Genomic DNA, 13,949 nt, shown 5'->3' on the forward strand with positions numbered 1-13,949 from the left:
AGTTATTCCCCACGACTCAGTGTGAATTTATGGAACTTGAACCGCCGCGCGCCGTATGGGGCGGCCGGTGAAAAGTGGAAGCCGAGCCACCGCAGCCACCGGATGGCGGCTGTGTTGCGGGCGTCGACGTAGTTCAGAAGGTGGTGATGGCGGGTCAGCATTCCCTGCACCTCGGGCTTGCAGACCTTGAGGAAGGCCCGGGCGTGCTGCTCGACATGCACGGTACTGATCAGCCAGGGAACGCCGACCGAGCCCAGAACGCTGTAGACCGCGTCCCCGAAGACGGCCACGACCTTGCCGCCAGCGACGATCTTTCGGGCGTTCAGGCTGCCGGTGATGGCGTCATATAGCGCCCGTTCCATGGGCACGCCCAGGGCCTCGCTGATCTCGTCGATATCAGCCTGGCGGACGAACGGCAGGATCTCGGCGATATCGTCCACGGATACCGGCAACACTTCAGCTTCCGCCATAGGTCACCTCTGGAATCACCGCCAGCACCGTGAGCGGCAGCGGGTCAGCCTGCCTGATGAAGATCCGGCCTTTGCCGCTCCAGTCGTTGCCGATCGTCACCGCCGCCTGGCCGGTCAGCAGCTCAATGGGCAGTTCGTAGTTATCGCGGCTCGGCTTGTACTCGTAGAGGTGTTTTTTATCAGCTCCCGCGAAAATACCCCGCGAGGTCTCGACCAGGATCGTCAACGAGGTGACGGCGATTTTCTTATCAAGCAAGGTTTCCCGGGCGTCGCGGTTCTCGATATCGAGCGTCTCCATGTCCGACAGGTACGGAAGGCCAACGTGTGCAATACCTGCGTACTCCTGCAGGGAGATTAATCCGTCCGACACCACACGCTGTGGATGAACGCTACCGTCTGCCAGGACGGACACCTTTTTGCCTTCCAGGTGGTCCAGTCCGGAAAGAACCTTCACCTGCCGGGCCCAGGTGCTGGTGGAGAACCCCCGCAGTTCCTCGGGGCAGACAATCAGCAGCTTGGCGGTCACCACCGTGGGGCTGACGTAAGCCACAACCTCAACACGCACGATGCTGGTGGCCGGGTCGCTGTCGTATTCCTCGATAACCCTGGTGAGTGAATAGCGATTGCCCACGCTGCTGGTGGAAAAAGGGGCGTGCCCCACTGCCGTGAGCGTCACCGCCTCGGGATAGTTCCAGGAAGTCCCGCCCGTCAACGTCAGGGACTTTGCATCGTCTTTGTTGCGACCGTCGTAGGTCAGGCCTGAATCGACAAAAAATGCCTCTTCTACGGCCTCGACCTGGCGGCTGGCCATGCGTTCAATGTAGCGCCGCTGTACCCCGCCTATCGTTCGGCGGACCACCATGTAAAGGGCGTCCTCCTGCCCTTCCGGGATGCAAGCGATGGACTCGACGAACCCATCAGTGTCGTGCCAATGCCACCCCACCAGCTGCTGCTCGGGCAGATACGTCAGGCCCAGTAGCTTGCCGTCATCCCGGACATACCAGACGATTGAGTCGGGGATTTTCTGATACGCCACATTCGTGAGCTCGCGCCCCCTGAACAGGTGAGCGCTGAAAATGGTCAGGTCTGTTGCCTTGAACCCATCAGCATCAAGCGAGTAACCAAACGACGACACGCGATTGCCACGGGCCTGCAGGTACACCGCGCTGTTGCCCACCACCACTGGTGGAACAGTAGATGAACCGTCGTAGCCTTCCTGGTCGGCACGGATGGTTTTCGCACTCAGGCCTGAATCCGCCCCGGTAAAATTCCACTCCCCGCCAGACGTGAGCCCCAGCAGCCGTTTCAGCCCCAGCAGGTGCCGCATGCGGTTCACCTCCTTGCTGGCAATGGTGAAGGTGATCGCGTCGTCATCCTTATTCGGCGTGGAGAAGCCGAAGTTCTTGAACAGCCCGGTTTTGCTCAGCCAGACGGTTTGCGGCTTGTTGTCGCTGCCGGCGAACACCAGGCGCTGCTGGTAGTAGCCGACGGCGCCAGGATAGTTACCGGTGCCGACGAAGGGGTCATTGCCGTTCGGTGGGGTGTCGGTTTTCGTGGCAGTGACATTTCGGTCGGTGAAGGTCAGCGCCGTGGCCCGGCCGATGAAGCCATAGATGCCGGCGCCGGCGTTGTCCTTGTAGACGATGTAGTAGCTGGCCCCAGCCACCGCAGGCCAGACGACCGTCGCGGCCATCGTGTCCGCGAAAACGTTGATCGCGTTGGAGGTCACTGGCAACGACTCATCGATGGTGTTGCCATCGTCGAGGACCGCGGTGATCTGGTATCGCCAGGACTGTTGGACCCCGGAGCCGCCCAGGCTGGTAGCGGTCGCGGATGCCGGCGCCACGATCCGCGGCGCCAGGCTAAGCTCGGCAGTGGTCCAGTTGTCGTGGGCAAGACGACTGAGCTCGCGCGGCTTGTAGCCTGGGTGCGCGAAGGTCATCACGTCAGCCGACTGCGTGAAGTTCAGCGGGCCCAGGTCGGCCTGTGTATAAGGCACAGCCAGCTCAAACGGTTGCCCAGCATTCGGGCCGGAACTGTACAGCACCTGCCCGCCGTCCTTGATCACCCGCATGTTCAGGTCGCCGAACTCCAGAATGTACGTTTGCACATCGTTGAACTGGAACGGGATGATTCGGCACTTCTTCGTCGAGTCCTTCACCTCGCAGACAAAGCGCGTGCCAGGGCGGTTTCGGACGCCGCCGTATGGCATCACCATGAAGTTTCGGCACAGCTTCAAGCCTGTGAAATAGCGGGCTATGTCGGTTCGCGCGCTGGCCGACGGCGAAAGCTCGCCGGCGGCAAAGGTTGGTTGCAGAACAGAAGTCATGAGCGCACCGCCACAAACTCCGATTCGGGCTCGGGGCCGTCCTGCGACTCGCGGAATGCTGCGCCCTCGGCCACCGTCAGCGCCTTCTGATACTCCTGCTCACAGAAGGCCCTGTACTCAGGCTTCGAGCTAACTGGTAACGCAAGTTCCATTGCTAAACGCCACGCCAGAGCATCGACAAATAGCGGGGCGAAATGGGTCGGATCCTCGACCTTGAATGTGTAACGCACCGATGCGTCGGCCTGGTCCGTATGGATTACCCGCCCACCAGCGTCATAGCCAACTTGAAAAGGGATCTCGGCGTCACTGGTTGGAGCGTTGCGCCAGGACGGGCTGACGATCCCCCGGATAAATAGGCAGTTGGCTGGGTAGCGATATCTGAAGCGCCAGCCCGGCGCCGGGCTCCCAACATCAGCCAGCGCCACATGGGCCCCAGCAAAGGGCCAGGGGAAGTCCTGGAGCACCTGCTCCCGCAACTGCGCGTAGAAGGTACGACAGAGCTCGGCAAGCTTGCTGTGCTCAGTAAACGACGCGATAGGCTGGGTAACCGCAACTCGTGACAATGCGATGTTGCAGATCTCGATATCGCTTGGCATGAGGAAACCTCAGAAAAGAAAAAGGGCCCCGAAGGGCCCTAGAGGGTTGTTGCTATGGGTCAGGCGTCTGGCCCGTTGTCGTCGTCCTGGTCACCGCCACCAGGTGGAGGCGCGTCAGAGGCTGGTGGTGGGTTGAGCTCGCCACCGGCATTCAGGCGATCCGCTTCTGCCTCCGCTTCCGCCTTGTTGCCGGTGAACGCGCCAACCATCTGGCCCGCTGCGTCCTTGACGACGAACTTACCCGCCGCGCCGCGTGCTGCCACATAGCCGGTGTACTTCTGCTCAACAGCCTCTGGCAGTTCTTTGCCTGGCTGCATCCAACTGCCCAGGTGTTCCGGTTTGGCGATGTTGAAGGTTTCGCCAATCTCTTTGATGCCGCCACCGTAGTAGCCGCGCGCTTTTGCAGTAACTTGCATGGTCTTCCCCTTACAGAATCACAGAGCCAGAGGCGTACTTGATGTTGTCCTGAACGTCCTTGACCAGGCCAGCCCAGAATCGACCAGCAGTGAGTGGGCCAGTGCCGATTACGTAGTTCACACGAAGGTAGCGACGGACGCCGCGGGGAACGGCGACCTGAACCGGACGAGCTCCGGCATTCAAGTTGGCCAGGGCCAGCGGGCCAGAATCGAACAGCGTGACCCAGGCGCTGTTGTCGTCGCTGGTCTGCAACTGGATGTTGGTGGTGGCGGCGCCAGCGGCAGCAGCAGCAACCAGGGTTGCCACTACCAGATAGATCGGCTCGCCCGCGCCGATATCGCGACGGATGTTTCCGTGGGTCAGCGGGCCCAGGTCAATAACGTCAGTTGATGCCGCCGTAGCGGTAACGTCCTGCGCTTCGCTGAACGTGTTCAGTTTGTCGGTGATCATGTTTTTGGTCTCCAATGAACCAGTTACCAGCAGCCTTAAACCACTGGTGCTTCGGTGTTGAGAAGGGCGTCAACGGTGCGGAATGGCACCCCACGCAGGCTGGTGATGAACTCGCCGTCGTACTCTTGAATCTTGAGCTGGACGTTTTTCTTGTTCATCGCCTGGATATCCAGGCACTCGGCAATGGTGCGGTTCATGTAGAACGCAGCGCGGCCCATTTTCAGGTTTGGAATGCGGTGAACCGCGCGGATCATCGCCTCGATGATCTTCACACTGGAACCATCGGTGTCGGCGATCAGATCGGAAACATCGATGTTGCAAACGCGTACGGCATAACGCCAGTCACGCAGAGCAATACCGGGAACCCACTTGTAGTGGTCGCGATAGGCGCGGAATTTCTTGCCGGTTTCGTCGTCCACGAGCTCGATACCCATGTCGTTGTGTTCAATGCCAGCTTTCGAACCCTTCGGATAAATGCCGTGAACACATTGGTCGCCCCAAACGATCAGCCAGATCGACGTGTTGTCAGAACCTGCCCCCCCCATCTTGATGATGTTCTGGCCGTTCTTCGCAGTGCTGTCGCTGTAGCGCGGCGCCATGCCCAAGAACTGGGCAGGGGCAAGAGCGTCGTTGTTGTAGAACAGGCCGGTGGCCATGTCCTGGTTCATACCTTCGATGAAAGCCGAGTTTTCCGAAAGCCGGAAAGCGGCAGTGTTCCCGTTCAGATTGGCCAGCGCCTCATCGACTACACCAAGGTTTTCCAGCATTGCGCAGGTTTCATCAATCTGGGCAGTAGTGGATTTTCCGGTGGCGATACCGCCGTTCAGTGCCCGCCAGGTGCCTTTGGGTAGGCCGGTGCGTGCGGTGGTGCGGTGACCGGTTGGCAGGTTACCTTCCAGCCAAAGCATGTCAGTGAGGATTTCGTTGGTCTGGGTCAGCATCTCGACGATGCGAGCCTGTTTGTTGTCTGGGTCTTGACGCTTTGCCCAGTCCGCCAAGGTGACGGCGGTGTTTACTTTGATAGCCATGCGTTGTTACTCCAATGAATTAAGAGTTGCCGCCGTAGAACACTTCTTCGTTCGATTTGCGGCCGGTGGTGGTTTGGCTGCCTGGCATGACGAACTTGTCTTCCGAGATAGCCGCGCTGATGCGATGGCAGAACTTGAACAGCGCCGGGTGATTGCCCAGGCCGGACTCGTTCAAAAGGTGGGAAAGGGATTTGTCACCGAAGGCCTGAATGACCTTCACAGCGCTGGCGACGCTCTTGTCGTAGTTCTCGCCGCCCAGCTGGGGGTCGTTCTTGATCTCGGCCGCCCACTGTTGTCCCTGGGCAACGACCGCTGCCTGGTAAGCCTCTGCCTGCTTGGTGGCGAGCTGGGTCTGCAAGTCGATGAACTTCTGGGCCTTGTCCTGGGAAACGTTCAGTTCCTTGGCCAGGCCCTTGAACGACTCAAGAATTTCCCCGTCCATCTCGTAGCCTTCTGGCAACGTGAAGTCGGCGTAGGCCTCCGGCGCGCTGTTGGCCGCCTTCTCGTCCGCCAGCTTCTGCGCTGCGGCCTCGGCTTCTGCTTTCTGTTCAGGGGTCTGCTGAGCGGCCTGGGCGGCAGGGTCAGCGGCTGGTGCAGCCTGGCCCAGCAGCGTCGTATCCGCCGCCGGCGCGGCTGGCGCTGGGGCTGCCTCGCCAGCGGGTGCAGGTGCAGCAGCCGGGACCGCGCCACCACCGGGAGCACCATCAGCCCCGGCCTCGTTCATCACCCCAAAGCCCATCATTTTCATCATCAGGCGATTCATTGATCAGCCTCCTGTGCGTAGTTCATTGGTGGTTCCTCTACTGGTTGCTGGGCGTTTTCCGCAGCCATCACGGAGAACAGCGCCGGACAGAGCTCGTTGATCTCACCCAAAAGAAAAAGGCCAACATTGCGTTGGCCTTCGTTGAAGTTCGTTGCGGCATCGGTCGGGCCGATTGAGGGCTGAAACACTCGACAGCGCCCCATCGATCGCCACATGAAGCGGCGGCCGCGGGGATCGTTCATCAGCCAGCGAAAGTCGGCGATCTCCTGCGCCCGAGCGATCTGCTCGGCCAGGGTCTGCTCGCGTTGCTGCTGCTCGTCCTGCTGGTCCATCAGAGAGCCCCCGCGAGCTGGGTCAGCGCGTTGTTGCCGCTGGTATCGGTCTGGCTCAGCAACTGCGCGCCTTCGATAGCGCTACCGAGTTGTTGCTGAATTGCCGCCTGCTGTTCCGCCTCGGCGCGCTGCTGGCGGATCTCGGCCACCATGTCGTCAGCACGGACCAGGGTTGGCGGCACACCGATAAGGTCGAAGTACTGGCGCATGGCCTCGTCAGCGTCGAGCAGGTCCAGGGGTTGGGTGCTCTGGGTTGTGGTGGCCACCGTGCCGGCGAAGCCAATCGCACGCTCAATGCTCGACACCCCAATAGCTTTCTGGGCCTGGGCCAGGATGCTGGTGAACTCGACACGCAGCTCAAGGGTTTGCAGCTCCTTGGGCGGCGGCGGGATCAGCGGCGCCCCGGGCAGAAGCCCCATCCAGCGCGGAATGGACTGCTCCAGCATCTGGTTGAAAACCATATCGACGAGCGGGTCCAGCAGGTCATCGGTCTGGCGCTCCAGCACCGGGCCCAGCATCAGCAACTTCTCTTCCTTGCGTGTTGCGATTTCGTAGGCCGTCCGGACGCTGTCCATCTGGCTGATCATCAGGAACAGATCGACGAAAAACGCGGTATCGATGATGCTGCTGTCCGCCTGGATCTCGCCCCGCAGCTGGGTGATCCAGGCCGGGTTAACCATGTAAAGCGGCTCAAACTTGGCCCCGAGCTGCTGATCGTTCAGGTAGGTGATACCACCAGGCAGAATTGATGCTCGCTGCCCTTTGAGGCTCACAGGGGCCCCCATCGGCGGGCGCACCCCCTTCTCTATCATTTCGGCCTTGCGGCGCTCCATCAGTTGCACAGCCTTGGTGGAGCCGATGCAAATCGACCCAGGGCCAGTGCCATAGACGTCCTCACCCAGCACGTCCCAGCGCGGGGCCATGCATGGGAAGGTCTTGAACCCTGACTGCCGCAGCACCGAGTCTTTATCGCTGCCCTTCTCCCAGTACACGGAGCGGAAGGCCATGTTGGTGTTGTCCTGGCGGCCGGGCTCGCGCATATCGTTTGGCTCAACCGCGTGGACAATGTCAATCCAGGCCTCTGGGTTGTTGCTCAGGACATTGCGAGCCGTTGGGCTCAACGCAGCTTCGCCGAACTGCTGCGCCATCTGGCGGGCCGTCATCCGATAGTCACGGTGCAGCGTGTCCACCTGGTTGCGGCTGTTGTTGGCCAGCATGTAGCTACCGACCGCCAGGGGGTAGGCGCGGATCAGATCCTGTTCATCTGGCAGTACCACCATGGGCGCAGTACCAAACACGCCCTCTTCCGAGTAGCGGTTCGGCAATACGCTGTACAGGTTCGACCTAGCCATGACTTCGCGCATGGCCTTCTCGACCGAGTACAACCAGGCTTTGACCGGAGCGAACTCGGCCATGCCAGGGTCCGGCGGCCCGAACTTCACCCAGGGGGATGCGGGGTTCGTCATCCCCGTATGCATCCCGGCGCCGAGCGTCCTTGCGGCGAACGTGGCCTGCGGGTTGATGATCTTCTGATCACGCCGCCTGCCGTTGTTGGTGTCGGTACTGGACCAACGGCCAGAGCGCGGGCTCATGAAGTCGCCCAGGTCGCGCCACTCCGAGAGCCAGTTGCTGTCCCGCTCGTTCCGTAGCCGGGCGTTCGTCTTCTCCAGACGCTCGCGGAGGGAGTCGGCCAACTTACACCCCCAGCAGGGTTTTCTGGCTGGTGCTGGCATTGCCCAGCAGGCCGGCGGACCCCGTCAGAATTGTGGAGTTCTGGCCGGACTGGGCAAGCCGGCGGCGGCGCTCGGCCTCGACCGCTGCCTGGACCGAGTCGCTAGAAGTGGTAGGGGCTGCAGCTGTGCTACCCGTAGTCTCTGCGATTGCCGCAGCGGCCTTGGGCTCGTCCTGGATCAAATCCAACGAGGTCGGCAGGCCGGCCTTCTTGAACAGGTCCAGCGGGTCACTGATTTTGTGGATCGGTTTAATGATCTTATTGAGGGCGCTACCGCACATGTTTATGCCTCCTGGGCGTATGGGTCGTAGTCGGATTCCAGCTCGCTACCGCGGCCGCCTCCGGCGCTGGTGAATTGGCTTTTCATCACCGGCATTGCGTAGGTAAGGGCCAGCGCGTCGGCGTCGTCTGGCGAGATCCCCAGGCGCTTTTTGATATCGGCCTTCTTCTCCAGCTGGATCTGGTCGCTGGTGTTGTGGGCGTACTCCGGCGACGTCAGTTCGGCCTCAAGCTCCGTGCACACGTCCAGCGCCAGGCCGGCGCGGATGCCTTCGCGCATCTGCCACCACATATAGGTCCGCATGTTCGCGTAGTGCCGGTCCGGGGCCGCACTGGCGAAGTTGATATCGATGATCACCGCGCCAGGCATCAGCCGGCGCAGTTGGTCGGCCACTGGACCACCTACCCCCGTGGAGTCCACAAACACCGCGTCCGGCCGGTGCTCCTGCACCACCGTGCAGACCTTGGCGATGAACAGCGTGGTGTTCCGGGTTTCGCTGCCGGGGATCTTGATCGTTGGAATCGACTTGGAGTCGAGGCCGCGGCGGAACCTGATCACGTTGTTGTCGGCGCCGCCACGGGCGATATCGATACCGCAGACCAGGGCGTCGTCCATGCCATAGACGGGATCACGCCGCATCGCCTCGGCGACCCAGTCGGTTGGGATCAATTGCAAGTCGGAAGCCCTCGGGAACATGCCGCGTACACGGATGCGGAAAAAGTCGCTGTCCTCGCCGTAGTCTTCCAACCACTTGGCGATCTGCGTTTTGTTGGTGCCGTCGACCGTGCGGCTGTCGACCTGGCGGTGCGTCCAGCGGTGGCCATACTTGGTGAAGCACTCCCGGAAACGTCCGGTGGTCTTTGTCGGGTTGCCGAAGGCCGTCCAGATGATTTCCGTGCCCTCGTCCGTCAGGGCCCCTTCGGCTACCTCCCACACCAGGTCTGCAATGGCCGATGCCTCGTCGAACACCAGCAGGATGCGTTTGCCCTCGTTGTGAAGGCCGGCGAACGCTTCGGTGTTGGTTTCCGACCATGGCACGGCGTCTACGCGCCAGTTCTTTTCGTGCTCTGGGTCAGTGCTGATCAGCGCCGTAGCGGTGAGCCGGAACCAGTGGCTGGTGATCGATAGCCGGTTCCACTTCGCGACCTCGGGCCAGGTCTTGGTGCGCAACTGCGTCTCGGTGTTGGCCGTGACCACGCCGCGGGTATCAACCTTCGTATCCAGCGCCCATTTGATGATCCAGGACACCAGCGCCGATTTACCGATGCCGTGACCACTGGCCACAGCTTCGAGGATGATCTCGCCCAGGTCCTGAGCCCCTGCCCGGATCTTCTTGCCGATTGAGTCCAGAACATCGATCTGCCACTGCCTGGGGCCGGCCTTGTTCGCCAGCTCGGTGCCCGGCTCCCCCCAGGGGAAGGCGTACCAGACATACCCCAGGGGGTCGTCGGCGAATCTTAGAATGTCCTCGACCAGCTGCTGCTCAAGATCGATTTTTGCGGGCGCGTTCACTGGCCTTTGCCATCCGTTCCGAAAGGGTGAGGCTGACGTCGACCGCCACCTGGTCGCGGAAGGCATTCACATTGACGTGCTTGCCCAGCAGCTCCAGGTTCCTGACCTTGTCAGGCCATTTCAGCTTTTTCAGGATGCCGACCATTGACCTGTCTTTGCCCTGCCCTTCGAACATCTCGGCAAGATCGAAGCCCGCCAGGTACTGGCGCCAGACCTTGGGCCACTTCGAAAGCGGCTTGACCGACATGTCGTCGTCGAGAATGTCCAGAACGTCCATCTGGTCGATCTCGGTAAGCCGGTGCAGCACATAGTCTGCGTCTACCTGCGTGCGCTTGTTCCGAGCCTCCATTGCCGCCTTGATGGCTGCCAAGATCTCGGGGTTCTGCATGTTCTGCCAGGCCTGGTCCTTGGCCCCGCGCTTGGCATAGCCGGCCCTGATAGCCGCCTGGGTAGCATTCAGGTCGAGCAAATACTCGGCGACGAATGCCTGCTGCTTTGCTGTCAGGGCCATAGGTGGTGATTCTCCTTAGGTTGCGTCGGCCGGATCAGCTTTCGGCTCTGGCACAGGTTCTGGCTCGACTGGTTCGGTCGGAGCAACTGGCTCAGGTGCTGGGGTCTGTTCCTGAATCCAGAGGTAACGGGAGAACGCCGAGGTGACACGCTCGCCGATGAAGAAGCGCACCCCGTCCCCGACAAGCGCCATTCGCTCTGCGGTGATATCGATGACTTCCTCGAAAGAGCGGACTTTGAAGTTTTTCTGGGTCATATTCAGTTTCCTTTTAGACAGAAGCGGCTGACGTAGTCCTGCAGGCCGGCCAGAGCCCTTACTGCGTCGTCGCCGTCGTTGGCGATTCGGACAATTCGTTCAGCAGCCGCTGGGTTAAGTTCGGCTCGCGCTTCTGCAGCATCCAAGCCGGTGGCGCCGGCGGCGGTTCGCACAGAGGGGCAACGGGCTGGGACTGACAGCCGGCGCTCGCCAGCAGCGACAGCAGCAAGAAGGCCTGCATTGGTCTGGTTCGCACGTTCGCGCTCCTGGGTGTGTTCGGTGTCGAGCTGGGCCAGCAGGCGCTGGGTGTTGCGGCGGGAAGCGGCGGCGGCTTCAAGTTGCGTGTTGCGCGCTGTTGCAGCATCGAGTGCAACGGCCTGGGCCTGGATGCGCTGCCATCCGCCGTAGATCAGGAACAGGCAGGCCACCAGGGCGGCGATCAGATACCGGATCATGGTGGCCACCGATCAGGCGATCACTTGCCAGTCATCGGCAAGCATGTCGGTCTGCGAGGCAAGCCAGCCGGGGAGCATGGCCCGACGGCCGTCGGCGTTGGTGGTCCACATGTCGATATGCGGCAAGATCTCGCATTCAGCCAAGCCCAGAGCCTCGCGGTACGGCGTACCCTCGCGCAGCTGGGCGCTTGGTGTGCCTGGGACCAACACCAGCCACATGCCTTTACCGTTCCAGCCAGCACGCGCAACGCGCTTGCCAAGCTTCAATGCTTCGATGGCGAGGCCGAAGCTGAGGCCATTGGTAGGCCGATAGGCCGCGTCAAACTGTGCCTTAGGCGACCAGCTGATGTAGCCACCATGGGCTGGGTGGTTGGGCGCGCCGCCGTCCGTGTACTCGACCAGGTAGCCATCGTCCGCGCCATTCTCGTCCGCTGGCAGCGTCCAGCCGCGGTACTCGTTGTAGGCCAGGCGCGTCATGGCCAGCGCCAAGACGATCTTGGTGCCAATGAATTGTTTGCTCATGGGTAGTGCTCCGGGGTTGTGATTGGTTACTGAGCGGCCTTGCACTTGCCCCACCAGCCGATAGCGATGGCGCGGCACGGTCTGTTGTGGGCGAACGGCGGGCGAACAACGAAGCACCGACCACGTCGACCGCCAAGATCGCCACGTTCGTTGGTGACTCCGCGATCAACCAGCGGGGCGCCAGCAGCTTGGCCGCATTTGGCGATGAACAAACGGCCTACGGAGATAGTGTTCATTGTGTTGCCCTCGGGTTATTGGACGGATAGGCACTTGGCGTGGCGCTCAAGCTGCCGCTGCCAGACACCCCAACAGCGGTTGTTGGGCTTGCCGTTGATCTTGGTGCTGCAGTCGTAGCCGGCGGCGAACCGGTACAGCAGTAGCGCCTCGCATGCGCCGACGTAGTTGCCTTCCAGCAGGTACCGCCGCGGGGAACCCTTGCGCCAGGTGCCGATCCCGTACTGGCCGACGAAGTCGAGATACACGTCGAACTCTTCCTGGTAGAGCTTCACGCCCGGCAGGCTGGCGGCGAACTCCTTTTCCGCCTGGCTGTTCAGGTTCCGGGCCAGGATCTCGGCCCGGGGCCGGGTGATTGTGTCGGTCATCTTGACCGCGGTGCCGTCCTCCCAGCGCGTGGAGCCGTAGCCCAGGGTGGGCACGTCGCCTTTCGTAGGGATCACGGCGTGGTCGGTGAACCCCTCGCTGACCTTCCAGGCTCCGAAGCCAGCAGCGCTCAGGCTCAGCAGGCCCACGGCGATGCGCTGGCGCAGTTGCGGGCTCATACGTCACACCGAGAGCGGTACATTTCGATGCGGGCGGCACTTTCGGCTGACTCCCGAAGCTCTCGTGCCTCGCGCTCTGCGGATTCCCGCCGGTCCTTGCGCACCTGGAAGTAGAGATTGATCAGCAGGCCGAGCACGGCAACCGCCACGCCAGAAATCCCGATCCAGTTGACCTGTGATATCCAACCGATGAAACCGGCAGCGCCGCCGGCGATCATGCCCTTGTTCGCGACGGATGCACCCACCACCTCAAAAAGTCCCTCTGGTGCAGGGTTGGGCATTTGTGAACTCCTGGCTGGGGCTTTCATGGGGCCTCCAGAAACGAAAAAGCCCTGCACGATGGCAGGGCTCAGGATTGAAATTTGGGCAACAAAAAACCCGCTCTAGGCGGGTTTCTGGGTTTCGGGTGCGACTTCACACCGTGGAGAAATCATGCCAAAACCCGCACATCGGTGTCAACTCACTTCGCATGCACCCAGCGAGAATCCAGTAACCTCGGACAACTTCCCGCGCCACAAGATGCCAATTTTTCCGTTCGGCACCAGCTGATTGCCGTAGACATATCGAGCGTTTTTCAGATGGATGAACTCATCATGCCCAGCGTCGTCCGCCTTCCGGAACTCGCTCCATGCGGCAAAGCCTGAACGCACGTCCTCACTGGGACCGCCAGGCCAAGCATTGGCAATTGAGTTGGAGAAATCTTCGAAGTACTCCTTCGTCGAGATCAGATGGCCAGATATCACACCACCTTGAGTGATAAGGGTTATACCGAACGACAAACTATGATCATGAACAGTTTTTACCAATGTCGCCAAGAATGGATCTTTCACGTTTCTCTCCTAGAAATTGAATTACCGCTTGGCTAAGGGCTGGTAACCAAACAATCAAGCGGCCTCCCTCTCCTCGATCAGAACGCGCCCGACTGGAGCAAGCACAAGCCGATCGATCTCGCCGAGCGTATCGAACATCAGTTGCACCAGCCAGCCCCAGTTGCGGGTCCAGTTGCGGCTGTCCAGCTCGACACCGTGGTGGTCGGCCAGCCAGCCGCGGAACACCCACGGGTTTGCCATCGGGTCGGGGTTGGCGCCCATGCCCCCCTGGACCATGTGGCGGTAGCGCACCAGGACGCCCCGGGCGACGTAGTATTCCCGGCTGTAGTCCAAACACCGCCGCTTCTCGCCCCGCTCACGTAGCGCCAGATCAACACCGCCGGCCAGCAGTCCGTGGGCGGCCTCTTCCCACGCATTCGACTGTTCGGTGGTTATCACCGGGGCGTACAGGTGGTGCCCGAATGCCTGGTACTCCAGCGGCAGGCTGGCGATAGCGTTCTGCACCCGGCCGGCAATGGCCATGTGGGCGCACCTGCCCAGGTTCTCCCAACGCTCAGGCCGTGTTTCGTTCGCCACGTAGCCGCGCTTCCCCAGCTTCGCCCCCTCCAGGCCGTGGTGCATGACGCTGTCCCATGGCGTGTAGTAGCAATCGTGCCAGGCCATCCGTGCGCTGGTCAGTCTCATGGCC

Annotated in this window: 19 protein-coding genes; all 19 read right to left on the reverse strand. The window is 61.3% G+C overall.

Features of this window, described 5'->3' with window-relative positions; translation table 11 throughout:
* Window positions 1–2: 2 nt before the first annotated feature.
* Entirely contained in the window at window positions 3–470 is a 468-nt protein-coding gene (locus tag LXM55_RS20735; protein WP_233322086.1) for a hypothetical protein, read from the reverse strand.
* Window positions 457–2,799: a hypothetical protein gene (locus tag LXM55_RS20740; RefSeq protein WP_233322087.1), complete on the reverse strand. Its 2,343-nt coding sequence runs from the start codon at window positions 2,797–2,799 to the stop codon at window positions 457–459. Before LXM55_RS20740 ends, LXM55_RS20735 begins: the two co-directional genes overlap by 14 nt.
* A complete protein-coding gene (locus LXM55_RS20745; RefSeq protein ID WP_233322088.1) occupies window positions 2,796–3,395 on the reverse strand; it encodes a hypothetical protein in 600 nt (199 codons plus the stop codon). Before LXM55_RS20745 ends, LXM55_RS20740 begins: the two co-directional genes overlap by 4 nt.
* 59 nt (window positions 3,396–3,454) lie before the next feature.
* On the reverse strand, window positions 3,455–3,811 hold the full coding sequence (locus LXM55_RS20750; RefSeq protein ID WP_233322089.1) for a hypothetical protein: 357 nt from the start codon (window positions 3,809–3,811) through the stop codon (window positions 3,455–3,457).
* Between the two features lie 10 nt (window positions 3,812–3,821).
* On the reverse strand, window positions 3,822–4,262 hold the full coding sequence (locus tag LXM55_RS20755; RefSeq protein WP_233322090.1) for a Bbp16 family capsid cement protein: 441 nt from the start codon (window positions 4,260–4,262) through the stop codon (window positions 3,822–3,824).
* Between the two features lie 35 nt (window positions 4,263–4,297).
* Window positions 4,298–5,290 (reverse strand): major capsid protein, encoded by a 993-nt coding sequence (locus tag LXM55_RS20760; protein ID WP_233322091.1) that lies wholly within the window; start codon window positions 5,288–5,290, stop codon window positions 4,298–4,300.
* A gap of 19 nt (window positions 5,291–5,309) precedes the next feature.
* A complete protein-coding gene (locus LXM55_RS20765) occupies window positions 5,310–6,053 on the reverse strand; it encodes a hypothetical protein (protein ID WP_233322092.1) in 744 nt (247 codons plus the stop codon).
* Complete coding sequence (locus tag LXM55_RS20770; protein ID WP_233322093.1) at window positions 6,050–6,385, reverse strand: Bbp19 family protein; 336 nt, start codon at window positions 6,383–6,385, stop codon at window positions 6,050–6,052. Before LXM55_RS20770 ends, LXM55_RS20765 begins: the two co-directional genes overlap by 4 nt.
* Window positions 6,385–8,079, reverse strand: a complete 1,695-nt coding sequence (locus tag LXM55_RS20775; protein ID WP_233322094.1) for a portal protein — start codon at window positions 8,077–8,079, stop codon at window positions 6,385–6,387. Before LXM55_RS20775 ends, LXM55_RS20770 begins: the two co-directional genes overlap by 1 nt.
* A 1-nt stretch (window position 8,080) precedes the next feature.
* Entirely contained in the window at window positions 8,081–8,398 is a 318-nt protein-coding gene (locus LXM55_RS20780; RefSeq protein ID WP_233322095.1) for a hypothetical protein, read from the reverse strand.
* Between the two features lie 2 nt (window positions 8,399–8,400).
* Window positions 8,401–9,909 (reverse strand): terminase, encoded by a 1,509-nt coding sequence (locus tag LXM55_RS20785; RefSeq protein ID WP_233322096.1) that lies wholly within the window; start codon window positions 9,907–9,909, stop codon window positions 8,401–8,403.
* Window positions 9,881–10,420 (reverse strand): terminase small subunit, encoded by a 540-nt coding sequence (locus tag LXM55_RS20790; RefSeq protein WP_233322097.1) that lies wholly within the window; start codon window positions 10,418–10,420, stop codon window positions 9,881–9,883. The genes LXM55_RS20785 and LXM55_RS20790 overlap by 29 nt, the downstream gene beginning before the upstream one ends.
* A gap of 15 nt (window positions 10,421–10,435) precedes the next feature.
* The gene (locus LXM55_RS20795) at window positions 10,436–10,675 is read right to left on the reverse strand and encodes a hypothetical protein (RefSeq protein ID WP_233322098.1); all 240 of its coding nucleotides are present in this window, start codon (window positions 10,673–10,675) and stop codon (window positions 10,436–10,438) included.
* 2 nt (window positions 10,676–10,677) lie between these two features.
* Window positions 10,678–11,130 carry a lysis system i-spanin subunit Rz gene (locus tag LXM55_RS20800; RefSeq protein WP_233322099.1) on the reverse strand — a complete coding sequence of 151 codons (453 nt, stop codon included), beginning with the start codon at window positions 11,128–11,130 and terminating at the stop codon, window positions 10,678–10,680.
* A 12-nt stretch (window positions 11,131–11,142) separates the two neighbouring features.
* A complete protein-coding gene (locus LXM55_RS20805) occupies window positions 11,143–11,652 on the reverse strand; it encodes a DUF2829 domain-containing protein (RefSeq protein WP_233322100.1) in 510 nt (169 codons plus the stop codon).
* Between the two features lie 251 nt (window positions 11,653–11,903).
* On the reverse strand, window positions 11,904–12,431 hold the full coding sequence (locus LXM55_RS20810) for a glycoside hydrolase family protein (protein WP_233322101.1): 528 nt from the start codon (window positions 12,429–12,431) through the stop codon (window positions 11,904–11,906).
* The gene (locus LXM55_RS20815) at window positions 12,428–12,712 is read right to left on the reverse strand and encodes a holin (RefSeq protein ID WP_233322102.1); all 285 of its coding nucleotides are present in this window, start codon (window positions 12,710–12,712) and stop codon (window positions 12,428–12,430) included. Before LXM55_RS20815 ends, LXM55_RS20810 begins: the two co-directional genes overlap by 4 nt.
* Before the next feature lie 174 nt (window positions 12,713–12,886).
* Window positions 12,887–13,261: a gas vesicle accessory protein GvpU gene (gene gvpU / locus LXM55_RS20820; RefSeq protein ID WP_233322103.1), complete on the reverse strand. Its 375-nt coding sequence runs from the start codon at window positions 13,259–13,261 to the stop codon at window positions 12,887–12,889.
* 54 nt (window positions 13,262–13,315) lie between these two features.
* Window positions 13,316–13,945 carry a hypothetical protein gene (locus LXM55_RS20825; RefSeq protein ID WP_233322104.1) on the reverse strand — a complete coding sequence of 210 codons (630 nt, stop codon included), beginning with the start codon at window positions 13,943–13,945 and terminating at the stop codon, window positions 13,316–13,318.
* Window positions 13,946–13,949 lie beyond the last annotated feature (4 nt).

Source organism: Pseudomonas sp. Au-Pse12 (genome assembly GCF_021341665.1).
Classification (GTDB): Bacteria; Pseudomonadota; Gammaproteobacteria; order Pseudomonadales; family Pseudomonadaceae; genus Aquipseudomonas.

What these genes read in the sequence shown, in the direction of transcription:
- LXM55_RS20735 (WP_233322086.1), bottom strand. Translation starts at nt 470, where the DNA reads ATGGCGGAAGCTGAAGTGTTGCCGGTATCCGTGGACGATATCGCCGAG.
- LXM55_RS20740 (WP_233322087.1), bottom strand. Translation starts at nt 2,799, where the DNA reads ATGACTTCTGTTCTGCAACCAACCTTTGCCGCCGGCGAGCTTTCGCCG.
- LXM55_RS20745 (WP_233322088.1), bottom strand. Translation starts at nt 3,395, where the DNA reads ATGCCAAGCGATATCGAGATCTGCAACATCGCATTGTCACGAGTTGCG.
- LXM55_RS20750 (WP_233322089.1), bottom strand. Translation starts at nt 3,811, where the DNA reads ATGCAAGTTACTGCAAAAGCGCGCGGCTACTACGGTGGCGGCATCAAA.
- LXM55_RS20755 (WP_233322090.1), bottom strand. Translation starts at nt 4,262, where the DNA reads ATGATCACCGACAAACTGAACACGTTCAGCGAAGCGCAGGACGTTACC.
- LXM55_RS20760 (WP_233322091.1), bottom strand. Translation starts at nt 5,290, where the DNA reads ATGGCTATCAAAGTAAACACCGCCGTCACCTTGGCGGACTGGGCAAAG.
- LXM55_RS20765 (WP_233322092.1), bottom strand. Translation starts at nt 6,053, where the DNA reads ATGAATCGCCTGATGATGAAAATGATGGGCTTTGGGGTGATGAACGAG.
- LXM55_RS20770 (WP_233322093.1), bottom strand. Translation starts at nt 6,385, where the DNA reads ATGGACCAGCAGGACGAGCAGCAGCAACGCGAGCAGACCCTGGCCGAG.
- LXM55_RS20780 (WP_233322095.1), bottom strand. Translation starts at nt 8,398, where the DNA reads ATGTGCGGTAGCGCCCTCAATAAGATCATTAAACCGATCCACAAAATC.
- LXM55_RS20790 (WP_233322097.1), bottom strand. Translation starts at nt 10,420, where the DNA reads ATGGCCCTGACAGCAAAGCAGCAGGCATTCGTCGCCGAGTATTTGCTC.
- LXM55_RS20795 (WP_233322098.1), bottom strand. Translation starts at nt 10,675, where the DNA reads ATGACCCAGAAAAACTTCAAAGTCCGCTCTTTCGAGGAAGTCATCGAT.
- LXM55_RS20800 (WP_233322099.1), bottom strand. Translation starts at nt 11,130, where the DNA reads ATGATCCGGTATCTGATCGCCGCCCTGGTGGCCTGCCTGTTCCTGATC.
- LXM55_RS20805 (WP_233322100.1), bottom strand. Translation starts at nt 11,652, where the DNA reads ATGAGCAAACAATTCATTGGCACCAAGATCGTCTTGGCGCTGGCCATG.
- LXM55_RS20810 (WP_233322101.1), bottom strand. Translation starts at nt 12,431, where the DNA reads ATGAGCCCGCAACTGCGCCAGCGCATCGCCGTGGGCCTGCTGAGCCTG.
- LXM55_RS20815 (WP_233322102.1), bottom strand. Translation starts at nt 12,712, where the DNA reads ATGCCCAACCCTGCACCAGAGGGACTTTTTGAGGTGGTGGGTGCATCC.
- LXM55_RS20825 (WP_233322104.1), bottom strand. Translation starts at nt 13,945, where the DNA reads ATGAGACTGACCAGCGCACGGATGGCCTGGCACGATTGCTACTACACG.